This is a genomic window from Paraburkholderia sp. BL23I1N1 (genome assembly GCF_003610295.1).
GTDB lineage: Bacteria > Pseudomonadota > Gammaproteobacteria > Burkholderiales > Burkholderiaceae > Paraburkholderia.
On sequence record NZ_RAPV01000001.1, the window covers coordinates 1,574,865 to 1,587,050 of the forward strand.

General features: G+C 60.3%; 7 protein-coding genes and 6 pseudogenes. 6 read left to right on the forward strand and 7 right to left on the reverse strand.

The annotated features are described in order from the left end of the window. The first annotated feature begins 35 nt into the window (after positions 1 to 35). Positions 36 to 1,619 (forward strand): glutamine-hydrolyzing GMP synthase, encoded by a 1,584-nt coding sequence (guaA, locus tag B0G76_RS07470; protein WP_120291340.1) that lies wholly within the window; start codon positions 36 to 38, stop codon positions 1,617 to 1,619. A 222-nt stretch (positions 1,620 to 1,841) separates the two neighbouring features. Continuing rightward, the gene (locus B0G76_RS07475) at positions 1,842 to 3,146 is read left to right on the forward strand and encodes a site-specific integrase (protein WP_120291342.1); all 1,305 of its coding nucleotides are present in this window, start codon (positions 1,842 to 1,844) and stop codon (positions 3,144 to 3,146) included. A 428-nt stretch (positions 3,147 to 3,574) separates the two neighbouring features. On the opposite strand, the pseudogene B0G76_RS43545 reads toward B0G76_RS07475, so the two are convergent. Beyond that, a pseudogene (locus B0G76_RS43545) lies at positions 3,575 to 4,455 on the reverse strand (IS3 family transposase); the annotation flags it as partial. Between the two features lie 59 nt (positions 4,456 to 4,514). On the opposite strand from B0G76_RS43545, the pseudogene B0G76_RS07490 reads away from it, so the two are divergent. Together B0G76_RS07490 and B0G76_RS07495 are read left to right on the forward strand one after the other, a co-directional pair. Next, a pseudogene (locus B0G76_RS07490) lies at positions 4,515 to 4,972 on the forward strand (IS110 family transposase); the annotation flags it as partial. Between the two features lie 306 nt (positions 4,973 to 5,278). Next, a pseudogene (locus B0G76_RS07495) lies at positions 5,279 to 5,695 on the forward strand (transposase); the annotation flags it as partial. A 29-nt stretch (positions 5,696 to 5,724) separates the two neighbouring features. Here B0G76_RS07495 and B0G76_RS07500 read toward each other — a convergent pair. The 5 genes and pseudogenes from B0G76_RS07500 to B0G76_RS07515 all read right to left on the reverse strand — a co-directional run. Beyond that, a pseudogene (locus B0G76_RS07500) lies at positions 5,725 to 6,033 on the reverse strand (divalent metal cation transporter); the annotation flags it as partial. 75 nt (positions 6,034 to 6,108) lie between these two features. Beyond that, positions 6,109 to 7,729 (reverse strand): annotated as a pseudogene (locus B0G76_RS07505) (oleate hydratase). 157 nt (positions 7,730 to 7,886) lie between these two features. After that, positions 7,887 to 8,201, reverse strand: a complete 315-nt coding sequence (locus B0G76_RS43550; protein ID WP_258168513.1) for a chromate transporter — start codon at positions 8,199 to 8,201, stop codon at positions 7,887 to 7,889. A 91-nt stretch (positions 8,202 to 8,292) separates the two neighbouring features. Further along, positions 8,293 to 8,949: pseudogene (locus tag B0G76_RS43555) on the reverse strand (chromate transporter); the annotation flags it as partial. 209 nt (positions 8,950 to 9,158) lie between these two features. Then, positions 9,159 to 10,133, reverse strand: a complete 975-nt coding sequence (locus tag B0G76_RS07515) for an IS5 family transposase (RefSeq protein ID WP_116140735.1) — start codon at positions 10,131 to 10,133, stop codon at positions 9,159 to 9,161. A gap of 382 nt (positions 10,134 to 10,515) precedes the next feature. Between B0G76_RS07515 and B0G76_RS07520 the strand changes: the two genes are divergently transcribed. Together B0G76_RS07520 and B0G76_RS07525 are read left to right on the forward strand one after the other, a co-directional pair. Next, complete coding sequence (locus B0G76_RS07520) at positions 10,516 to 10,899, forward strand: hypothetical protein (RefSeq protein WP_259460525.1); 384 nt, start codon at positions 10,516 to 10,518, stop codon at positions 10,897 to 10,899. A 39-nt stretch (positions 10,900 to 10,938) separates the two neighbouring features. After that, the gene (locus tag B0G76_RS07525) at positions 10,939 to 11,391 is read left to right on the forward strand and encodes a universal stress protein (protein ID WP_116140737.1); all 453 of its coding nucleotides are present in this window, start codon (positions 10,939 to 10,941) and stop codon (positions 11,389 to 11,391) included. Between the two features lie 15 nt (positions 11,392 to 11,406). On the opposite strand, the gene B0G76_RS07530 is transcribed toward B0G76_RS07525, so the two are convergent. Further along, positions 11,407 to 12,129, reverse strand: coding sequence for an IS6 family transposase (locus tag B0G76_RS07530; RefSeq protein ID WP_183082196.1), 723 nt, complete (start codon positions 12,127 to 12,129; stop codon positions 11,407 to 11,409). Positions 12,130 to 12,186: the final 57 nt, after the last annotated feature.

The following is a 12,186-nucleotide window of genomic DNA, read 5'->3' on the forward strand; positions in this document are numbered from 1 at the left end:
CCCGTATCCGTTCACTTATGACTCCGTCCGCTGCCATGCATGACAAGATCCTGATCCTCGACTTCGGTTCGCAAGTCACCCAACTGATTGCACGTCGCGTTCGCGAAGCCAACGTGTATTCGGAAATTCATCCGTACGACGTCGATGCGTCGTTTATTCGCGATTTCGCACCGAAGGGCGTGATCCTTTCCGGCGGTCCGAGCTCGGTCACCGAATCGGACACGCCGCGCGTGCCGCAAGCGGTGTTCGAACTCGGCGTACCCGTGCTGGGCATTTGCTACGGCATGCAGGCGATGGCCGAGCAGCTCGGCGGCAAGGTCGATATCGGCCACCTGCGTGAGTTCGGCTACGCCGAAGTGCGCGCGCGCAATCATACGAGCCTGCTTGAAGGCATCAGCGACTTCACCACGCCGGAAGGTCACGGCATGCTGAAGGTGTGGATGAGCCACGGCGACAAGGTGCTGGAAATGCCGGCGGGCTTCCAGCTGATGGCCTCGACGGAATCGTGCCCGATCGCGGCGATGGCCGACGAAACGCGCCATTTCTACGGTCTGCAATGGCACCCGGAGGTGACGCACACCGTGCAGGGCCGCGCGATGCTCGAACGTTTCGTGCTGCAGATTTGCGGCGCGAATCCCGACTGGGAAATGGGTCACTACATCGACGAAGCCGTCGCGAAGATTCGCGAGCAGGTGGGTAACGAGCACGTGATTCTGGGCTTGTCGGGCGGCGTGGATTCGTCGGTGGCGGCGGCGCTGTTGCATCGCGCGATCGGCGATCAGCTGACCTGCGTGTTCGTCGATCACGGCCTCCTGCGTTTGAACGAAGCGGAGCAGGTGATGGCGACTTTCGCCGATCACCTTGGCGTGAAGGTGATCCACGTCGACGCGAGCGAAGTGTTCCTGTCTAAGCTGGCCGGCGTGACCGACCCGGAAGCGAAGCGCAAGATCATCGGCGCGGAATTCGTCGAGGTGTTCCAGACCGAAGCCAACAAGCTGACCGACGCGAAGTGGCTGGCACAAGGCACGATCTATCCGGACGTGATCGAATCGGCCGGCAAGGGCAAGAAGGCGACGCAGACCATCAAGAGCCACCACAACGTGGGCGGCCTACCGGAGACGTTGAATCTGAAGCTGCTCGAACCGCTGCGCGAACTGTTCAAGGACGAAGTGCGCGAACTCGGCGTGAAGCTCGGTTTGCCGCCGGCCATGGTGTATCGCCACCCGTTCCCGGGCCCGGGTCTGGGCGTGCGGATTCTCGGCGAAGTGCGCCGCGATTTCGCCGATCTGCTGCGTCGCGCAGACGCGATTTTCATCGAGACGCTGCGTACCTTCATCGACAAGGAAACCGGCAAGTCCTGGTACGACCTGACGAGCCAGGCATTCGCCGTGTTCCTGCCGGTGAAGAGCGTGGGCGTGATGGGCGACGGGCGGACTTACGAGTACGTCGTTGCGCTGCGCGCCGTGCAGACGCTGGACTTCATGACCGCGCATTGGGCGCATCTGCCGCACGACTTGCTGGGGCATGTGTCGAACCGCATCATTAATGAAGTGCGCGGGATTAACCGGGTGGTGTACGACATCTCGGGTAAGCCGCCGGCAACGATTGAGTGGGAGTAATTCAGGATGCTCTGCAGCAGTCTGCAGACATCCGGCCTCTCCCGCTTTTCCTCACAGAATCAAGGGTTTATTGCCTGGTGCAGTCTAATGGGGGCTGATAACAGCTGGGCACTACCGACGGTATGGTTGACGGTATAGCATCTTGCTCTGCGGACGATCCAACGCGATACCGTCACGACGCGTGACGGTATCAGGTGACGGTATCAGTTCACGGAGTATTGCATGCTTACCGATCTGGAATTGCGGGCGCTCAAGCCAGCCGGCAGGATCTACAAGGTGGCCGACCAGCGCGGCCTGTACGTCGCGGTTACGGTCTCCGGTGTCGTCAGCTTCCGGTTTGACTACCGGCTCAACGGGCGGAGGGAGACGCTGGTCATTGGTCGTTACGATCCCCGGCTACCCGCCAGGGGCGTGCGTGAGACGCACGAATTGAGCTTCGGGATGTCACTCAGCCTCGCGGAAGCGAGGCTGCTTATCGAACGGGCCCGCCGCGACGTCGAGCAAGGCATCAGCCCGTCGCGGGCCAAGGTCGAAAAGCGCGTGGAAGCGGCCGAGGCGCTAACGTTCGGCAAGTGGGCCGAGAAGTACTTTGCCGAAGCGAGCCTCGCGGAATCGACCCGCACAATGCGGCGGTCCGTCTATGACCGGAACCTGGCGGCGGACTTCGGGCGGCTGAAGCTCGAGGAAATTACTCCGGTACGCCTCATGGCCAGGTGCGAAAAGATCAAGGAACGGGGGGCTGCCGCCCCCGCTGTTCAGGCGCGCGAAATCGTGCTGCAGGTATACCGTTTTGTGCAGGCGAGGGGGCTAAAAGTAGCCAATCCGGCAGAAGATATCCGGCCTTCCGCAATCGCCACCTTCAAACCGCGCGACCGGGCACTGACGCCAGCCGAAATTCATGTGTTTTTCAAGGCCCTTGAGCGCACGCCCACGCTGCCTACGCTGCGTCTGGCGGTCAGGTTCATGCTGCTGACAATGGTGCGCAAGTCGGAATTCATCCTAGCCACGTGGGATGAAGTGGATTTCAATGCGGCGGTCTGGACAATTCCAAAAGATCGTATGAAGGCCGGGCGCGCGCACAACGTTTATCTGAGCCAGCAAGCCCTCGATATTCTGGTCACCTTCAAGACGTGTTTCGGCGCAAGCTCATACCTGCATCCCGGTCGTTACGAAACGGAACTGCCGATAAGTGCCGCCACCCTGAATCGCGTGATCGACGCTGCCGTCAAGATTGTCCGCGAGAGCGGGGCAGAGGACTTCGAATCCTTCTCGGTGCATGACCTGCGGAGAACGGCCAGCACGCAGTTACATGAAGCCGGGTTCAACAGCGACTGGATAGAAAAGTGTCTGGCGCACGAGCAGCGCGGGGTGCGAGCCGTCTACAACAAGGCTGAATATGCCGAGCAGAGGCGCTCAATGTTGCAGGCGTGGGCGGATATGCTTGACGGCTGGATAGCAAAGGATCCCGCGACGCATAGCGCCGGTCCGGTACAGCCTGCCGAGCGCGGCTTGACTCTGACCGCATAGACGCCACACAGTGTCGAGGCTTGGAGACGGTGTATCTGTCAGAACCGAGCAGAGAGAGTGTCGGTCGGCTAATGACAGGCAGGAGTGCAGGCGAGTACATTTCTCGAACTCGAACTTTCCATGTACTCGAAAACGTACTCGTCTGCACCTGGATTATTTCTTTCCAATAATGGACGGCAACGGACTAAAAGCGCTGCACGTCCAACTGCTCGATCAATTAATTTCGACTCCTCTATACCTCACTGAGCAGCAGTTCGGTGCTCAGGAGAGGACTCATGTTCGTCTTATAGCATATTGAGTTTAAAGGATTTTTTGTTGTTCTTCCTTCGTAGCGTACTCATTGATGTACTCATTTGCGGCGGGCTTTAAATTCGTGCCATTTTTTGCGTAAATACAACGCTGGGGTTCGACGTTACAGTGATGGTTGTGGCTCCCACGTCCGAATGATGAATCAGGCCTTTCTCGGGGCGTTTGTTGCGCACAGCACGCCACAGAGCTTGCGCCGTGAGTCCTTGCGTCATGCGCTCACTCATGGCGTATCCAACCAACTCACAGGTGAAGACGTCCTTAATGCCGGCGACGTAGAGCCATCCCTCGTCGGTGGCACAATAGGTGATGTCTGTCACCCAGGCTTCGTTTGGCCGCGTTGGCGCGAACGTCTGGTTCAGCAGATTGTCGGCGACAGGCAAGTTGTGATTCGAATTCGTCGTCGCTTTGAATTTGCGCTTCTGCTTACACCGCAGATTGAGCTCTCGGCGCCGGCGAGCGATGCGGTCGCGGCCGGCTATAAAGCCTTGTGCCTCAAGCTCAGGCTGCACGCGTCGCGTGCCATAGGTCTCGCGGCTCTGCTTGTGCACAGCCTTGATGGCGACTTTCAGGCGTTCATCAACCTGCGCACGTGGAGACAGCTTACCTTTAGACCAGGCATAGAAGCCGCTGCGCGAAACCTTAAAGGCACGGCACAGGACAGCAATCGGATAATCGAGTCGCATCGTATTCATGACCGCGTATTTGGCAGCGACTCCTGCGCAAAATACGCTGCCGCTTTTTTTACGATATCTCGCTCCATCTTGGTCTCCGCCAGTTCCCTACGTAGTCTGGCTACCTCGGCTTCTAATTCGGCAACCGTACGACTGCCTGGCGCCGTCACGGCGCCATTGCCAAGCTTGGCTGCTTTGACCCACGTGGCCAAAGTCCCCATCGGAATGGCAATTCGCTTCGCCGCTTCATCCAGCGTCAGGCCCTGTGCAAGCACAAGCTTTACAGCTTCTTCACGAAGCTCTGGTGTGTATGTTCTTGGTTTCGTCATCTGTGCTCCCATTGATAAAGTTTATCAAAAAGGAGTGTCTTAAAAAATCAGGCTACCTCATTGAGGACCGGTTGGCCGAATACGACCGCGCGATCAGGGAGATCGCGCGTGAGGGCGAACGCAGCAAGCGACTCATGCTACTGCGCGGCATCGGTCCGACCACCGCAAGCGCATTGCTTGCGAGCATCGGTGCCGGACATGATTTCAGGAACGGTCGCCAGGTGGCTGCATGGCTTGGCCTGACGCCCGGCCAGCACGCAGCGGCGGCAAGGCGCGGCTGGGCAGCATCACGAAGGCAGGCGACGCCTACCTGCGCAGCCTGCTGGTGCTCGGGGCGCGCGCCGTGATCGCCAGTCTCGGCGAGAAGCAGGACCGGTTCAGCCGCTGGGTACGCAGCCTGGTGGAACGCCGCGGCTACTGGCGTGCGGCAGTCGCGATTGCGGCCAAGGATGCGAGAACGGCTTGGGCAATGCTAAATTACGGCGAGGATTTCAAGCACGAACCGGCCGCAGCGTGAAGTCGTCGCGCCTGACCAAACACCGACGACCAACGATAGTCATCATGAGCGGATAAACGATCACTTTGCACTGCCAGCGGTGATGTGAAGCGGGTTGGACCCCGCGCAAGGCATACCTGTCAGAGAAACGGGGATTTCTATCCCGCCCAACGAATGAGGTCCTTGCGCGCGTCTTTCATCAGGGTCCGGGCCAGCGGCCCAACATGACCGGTTGTAGTACAGCAGTCCTTCACCCTCTCACGCGCGCCGACGTGGCATTGCAGCATGTATTAACGCGAACCTCGATTGAGCTTGCGCTCAACGGGGAAGCCCTTGTGCCGTGCCGTCGACAAGACACGTAACACGGTGGATTTCCTGCTGCGCGCCCATCGGGACAAAACCGCGGCGCGCCGCTACTTCGAGAAGGCGATTGAACAGAACGGCGAGCCCGAGACAATCACCATGGACAGGAGCGGCGCCAATCTGGCTGCGCTTGAAGCACTCAATGCCGAGCGTTTAACACCAATCAAGGTTCGTCAAAACAAATACCTGAACAACGTCGTCGAGCAGGATCACCGTGCCATCAAACGCATCATCAAACCGATGCTGGGGTTCAAGGATTTCCGCTGTGCGCGCATCATCCTGTCTGGCATAGAGATCGCACACATGATCCGCAAGGGGCAGATGCGTGTCGATGGCGTCACCTCGACTGCAGCCGAACAATTCTACTCGTTGGCAGCTTAAGCAGTACTACTGATATCACGCTTTTCTCAAGCCGTAATCGTTAGCGCGACAGAACCCGGAAACGCCTCCTTGATGTTGGCGGCCAGGCCCTTGCCGGTCACGCGGCCCAGACTGGCGCACCTCGCCTGGACGGCCGCCATTAACGGAAACGCGAACGGCATCGTCCACAGCATGCTCAGACCGAATTGCGCACCGGCCTGCGAATATGTGGCGATGCCGCCTGGATCGTCGTCGGCGACGCCCGTGATGAGGCCGAGGCCGATGCGCGCGAGCGAGTGTTCCTTGAGTCGTGCGAGTAGCGCGCCCGGGCGTTTTCGCTGTGTTGCCTCGAGTTCCACGGCGCTCTCCTGAACATGCGCGTGCCGCACGGCGTGTGAGGGCGGCCGCACACGGCGCAAAACCAGCATTGCCGGTTAGTGCCTGTGCAACGCGGAGGCCGCGCTATACACCACGCGCGGATCGTGCTGGCCTTTGTACACTGCCGGAGCGGTTCTGCAGCGTGTACACAGCTGTCTGCGCCGAGCGAACCGAATATTCGACGGTGAACACGACGTCGTTCGGCAACTCGCAAAACTGTCCGACGAACGCGAGGTTTGCCCAGCCTTCGGGCATCACTTGCGGCCGGTCGCCGCGCTTGCGCCGCAGGAACGGGCTGGTGATGAAGGGCATCAGGCACGGAATGCAGATCGCGTCGTCGAGAATATTCGGGGCTTCCGCCTGAACGTTCAGATGACCGAGAAGTTCCGTCATGATTTCGCGGCCCGTGCATCCGGCCATCGGCTTGGCGATGAAATTGCCCGGCCGGTCGACGAAAAGCCCGCAACCCCAGAACACCTCGACACCTTTCGGCTGCCCCAGGAAATGCGGCTGGTGCGGCAGCACGATCGAGACGAGCCAGTTCGATTGGGGAAAGGTAATCAGGCCACCTTCGCCGGGCACGTTGCCCGTCAGATCACGGATCAGGCGGAACAGCGTCGGATCATGCAACGTCGCTGTAAAAGACAGCCATTTGGATTCTTCGACATGGTCGGCGAAAACGGATGGATGGCCGAATTCGGCTCGTCCTGCTGCGATGGTTTTCCAGAGCGCCCACGCGCCGCTGCTGTCGTTATGATTGAACACGGCAGGGCGGTTCGTGCCGCCGAGGCTCGACCCTGCCGTCATTGACCCGAGCGTGACGATGACCTTGTCCGCCGCACCGACTGGAATCTCGACGCGACGGCTTTCATGTTCGCAGACGATGCCTGCCACCCGATTCAGTTCACCGCTTTCGTCATAGCGCAGATCGATGACCCGCGTGTTGGTGCGAAATCTCACCCCGTGGTCATCGAGCCATTTGCGCAGCGGCCGCACCATCGAATCATACTGATTGTAGACCGTGCGCATGATGCCGTGCAACTGGTTGAAGCCCGACGTCATATGCGCGAAACGCAGCAGATAACGCCGGAATTCGGCGGCGCTATGCCAAGGCTGGAAGGCGAACGTCGTGCACCACATATACCAGAAATTGGTTTCGAAAAAGTCCGGCTCGAAGTGGTCGGAAATCCGGCTGCCGCCGAGCTGGGCTTCCGGTTCGAGCGAAAGACGGCCGAGTGTGAGCAGGTGCGTTTCGGCGAGCCAGTAAGGGGGCGCGTCTTCGCGCTGGCCGTTGCGTATGAGCCGAGCCTTCGAGCAAGTGCGGCTCGTCTCGTTCCAGTCGAAGATTTCCTTCGTGACGCTGATGCGGCCGTCAAGCGTGGGAATTGAATCGAACAGATCGTAGGTGCACAGATACTTGCTCTCGAGCATGCGGCCGCCGCGCACGACGTAGCCTCCCTGTGGCGTGCCGGCGCCGTCGAGGCTGCCGCCCGGTTTGTCGAGCGCTTCGAGGATCATGATGCGGCAGCCGGGTACGTCGGCGTCGCGAATCAAAAACGCCGCGGCCGCCAGCGAAGCGATACCGCCGCCGACGAGATAGAAATGGCCGGATGCGATCGCTTTATCGCGGCCCTGACCCGCGACAGGATGCATGCCAGAGTATTCGGAATTATTCATGTCGTGCTCCCCGTAGGGTGATGGCCTTGGATGTATTGCTTGGACCATACCCGCGCAGCGGGAAGGCTCGTTGAGTTGGATCAACAGAGCGCGACGGGGCTCGCCAATGCAGTGCAAGTGATCCACACGCATGCCTGGCAAAAAAGGGGTATTGCCTTTATACGACCCACCACGCGAGCGCGGCTGTTATCAGCACGACCGCCCACGACGGCACTCGCCACCAGCCGAGCAGGACCAGGGCCGCGACGACCAGCGCGAAATCGCGCCCGGTATGCACTGCGCTGGTCCACACGGGGTCGTACAGCGCGGCGAGTAGAATGCCGACCACAGCGGCGTTGATGCCTGCCATGGCGCCGCGCATTGGCGCGAACGCGCGCAACTCGCCCCATAGAGGCAGCGCCGCGCCGACCAGCAGGAATGAAGGCAGAAAGATCGCCACGGTAGCGATCAGTGAGCCGGCCGTACCCTGCACGGCTGACCCGTGCTGGCGGCGCCGAGAAACACGGCGACAAAAAAAGCGGACCCGGGACCGTCTGCGCCGCGCCGTAGCCTGCCATGAAGGTGTTCGCGGGAACCCAACCGCGCGGCACGACGACCGCTTCCAGCAGCGGCAACACAGCGTGGCCGCCGCCAAACACAAGAGATCCGACCCGGTAGAACGCCGAAAACAGATCGAGCGGATAACTGTGGAGATAGGCCGCTACCGTGGGCAGTCCGAACAGCAGCAGTGCGAAGGCCGCGAGACAAGCGAGCGCGCCGGCTTTGGACCCGGGCATGCCGAGCGGCGCGCGCGGCACTTCGGTCGACGACTTCAGAAATGCGGCGCCGGCAATCCCCGCGGCGACGATCGACGCAGTCTGACCGTAGGCCGCACCGAGCAGGATTACTGTGATGGCCGAGGCCGCCGCGATCGTCGCGCGTGCGCGGTCAGGGCAGAGCATGCGTCCCATCGACCAGACTGCCTGGACGACCACCGCGACCGCCGCGATCTTCAGCCCCCGCAGCAGATGAAGCGAAGTTGTATCCGACAGATGCGTGAAGCCGTATGCAAAAGCCACGAGTAACAACACCGACGGCAGCGTAAAGTCGAGCCACGCAGTTACCGCACCGGCAGCGCCGCCACGCAGACGCCCGATTGCGATGCCGACCTGGCTGCTGCCGGGCACTGGCAGAATCTGGCACAGCGCAACCATATCGCTGTACGTGTGTTCATCGCGCCAGCGGCGGCGTCTGACGAATTCGTCGCGAAAGTAGCCAAGGTGAGCCGCCGGACCGCCGAACTAAGGCAATGCTGATCAAGCCGTGTAAACGCGGCTGATTGAGATGGCACATGCGTAAACTTTCCGAATCACGAATGAAGATGGTCATTCCGGTTCGTTTTGTCGCGCCGCAGGCGCTTTGCGCGGGCTTTTCGCCCGTGTGTCGCCCATTACGGGCGCACCTGTGCCGTAAATCGACCTCGCGACAGGTAGAGGTTCGCCAGCGCGAGCGAAACGAAGGCGCGATTGGCATTCTTCGCCAGACCGCGATAGCGTACCTTCGTGAAGCCCCACAACCGTTTGACCACGGCGAACACATGTTCGACACGGGCGCGAATCTTCGACTTGTTGCGGTTCTTGCGACGCGCCACTTCATCGACGCTGTCCTTGCGGCGCGTGCGCTGATTCGTGAAGTCGCGAGCCTTCGGGGCCTTGCCATGGATCAGCGCTTTCTGGCTCGCATACGCGCTGTCGCCATAGACCCGCTGTTCCTCCCCATGCAGAAGCTGTGGCAGCGGATGCTTGTCGTGCACGTTGGCCGCCGTGACGACCGCGCTATGCGCCAGCCCGCTCTGGCTATCCACGCCGATATGCAACTTCATGCCGAAATACCACTGCTGTCCTTTGCGCGTCTGGTGCATTTCGGGGTCCCGCGCTTTCTCCCTGTTCTTGGTCGAAGAGGGGGTGCCGATCAGCGTAGCGTCCACGATCGTGCCGCTCTTGAGCTTTGCCCCGCGCGCCTGCAAAACGCGACCCACCTCGGCGAAGATTCGCTCGCCCAGCTTGTGCTCTTCAAGCAGGTGCCGGAACTTGAGCAGCGTCGTCGCGTCTGGAACGGTTTCGCTGCCCAGGTCAATGCCCACAAAACGACGCAGGCTGAGGCTGTCGTACAGCGCCTCTTCGCACGCAAGGTCGGCGAGATTGAACCAGTGCTGCACAAAATGAATCCGCAACATGCGCTCCAGTGCGATAGGCGGGCGACCGTTGCCGCGTTTCGGGTAATACGGCTCGACGACCCCGCACAGTTCCGCCCACGGCACGAGCCGGTTCATTTCATCGAGAAACACCTCGCGTCGCGTAGGTTTGCGCTGTGCTCCGAATCCCGAGCATTGATCGACGGCCATCGCCAGTGTCAGTTGCTTCATTGTTTTTGCTTTTACCGTTGCATGTCCACGCTATAACGCATGACAGTCATGAATGGTGGACTTGATCAGCATTGCCCTAAGTCAGGCCGACCCTCAGAAAGATGCAAAAGAGCGTCCACGGCGAGCTATGTGCGGGGAGGGCGAGGGGCGTCTCTATATCCGCGTTGCGCATGGGGAAGGTTGTGTCGGCACGGGCTCCGAAAAATAGCACACGCCGGTTCGCTCGGGTGCCATGTCCCGCGCCCGCGCTCAATCAACCTGCCAGCGCAGGCTGCGCAGCACTGCCACGCCATTGATGCAAGTCAATCGGAAGCCACGAATAGCGCCGATGATTTCTTCATCGGCTCGCTGACGTACGCGGCTTTGGCCGCCGGAACGGCCGATGGGTAGAACAGCACGCGCGGAGGCAGTATGGGGAATCGATATGCAGATCGTCTACCTCGGATTTACAGGATCCGCGCAAATCGAATCTGACGCAGCAGCACAACTGGTGCGCCTCGAGCGGTTCGGCAAATCCATTTCTGGTTGCCATCTTGCGATCGAGGCCATTCGCGGGCATGCGCCGAATGACGCAACCGACATACGGCACGCTGTGCCGGACGCGACGGTGAACCACCTCATGTTCGATGCACGTCTCGATCTGGTCCTGCGCACGGGTGAACTGGTCCCGCTCGAGCACCGGCAGAGTCCTGATCCCGATGTCGCGGTGAAGGCGCCCTTCGATGCGGCCGAACGGCTGCTCGAGCGCGGCGCCACGCGCGTCTGATTTCCGACGGTTGTTTCAAAGTTTCAACAGGAGGCAGTCATGTACGCAAACATCGTGGTGGCCGTGGACGGCAGCGAAGCCTCGAAATGTGCGCTTTCCGAAGCGATCCAGCTCGCAAAGCTCTCGCGCGGCAAGTTGACCGCGGTTTACGTGCTGGATCAATCGGCGGCTTTCACATACGCGGGCGCGTGCGATCCGCATCTACTGACGGACGCTGCGCGTCAAGTCGGCGTGAGCTTGCTACATGGCGCGCTCGCCCAGATGCGCGAGCTCAATGTCGCGGGCGACACGGAGATCGTAGAGACGCAAGGCATCGCCGAGAACATCGCCAGCGCGTTGATGCGCTGCGTGCAGCGCCGTGACGCGGACCTGGTCGTGATGGGCACGCACGGACGCCGCGGTCTGCGACGCATGGTGATCGGTGTGGCCGAGCGGTTCGTCCGCTATGCGAGGTTCTGTCGCGCTAACGATTACAGCTTGAGAAAAGCGTGATATCAGTAGTACTGCTTAAGCTGCCAACGAGTAGAATTGTTCGGCTGCAGTCGAGGTGACGCCATCGACACGCATCTGCCCCTTGCGGATCATGTGTGCGATCTCTATGCCAGACAGGATGATGCGCGCACAGCGGAAATCCTTGAACCCCAGCATCGGTTTGATGATGCGTTTGATGGCACGGTGATCCTGCTCGACGACGTTGTTCAGGTATTTGTTTTGACGAACCTTGATTGGTGTTAAACGCTCGGCATTGAGTGCTTCAAGCGCAGCCAGATTGGCGCCGCTCCTGTCCATGGTGATTGTCTCGGGCTCGCCGTTCTGTTCAATCGCCTTCTCGAAGTAGCGGCGCGCCGCGGTTTTGTCCCGATGGGCGCGCAGCAGGAAATCCACCGTGTTACGTGTCTTGTCGACGGCACGGTACAAGTATTTCCATTGGCCTTTGACCTTGACGTAGGTCTCATCGACGCACCAGCTCTTGCCCACGGGCCGTTTGCGTTTGCGGAATGCTTTTTCAAGCACCGGCAGCAGCTTGATGACCCACCGGTGCACGCTCGAATGATCCACCTCGATACCCCGCTCGGCCATCATTTCCTCGAGGTTACGTAGGCTCAGTGAGTACGCCACGTACCAGCGCACGCACAGCAGGATCACGTCCAACGGGTAGTGCAGCCGCTTCAGTACCTTGCCAATGCCAGTGGGCAGCGTCTTGCGCCGCGTCTTCGTCTTTGCCATCATGCCTGTCATGCGTTGCGGTCGACGGATTTTACTTGACCGCGTTGATGCGATAAAACC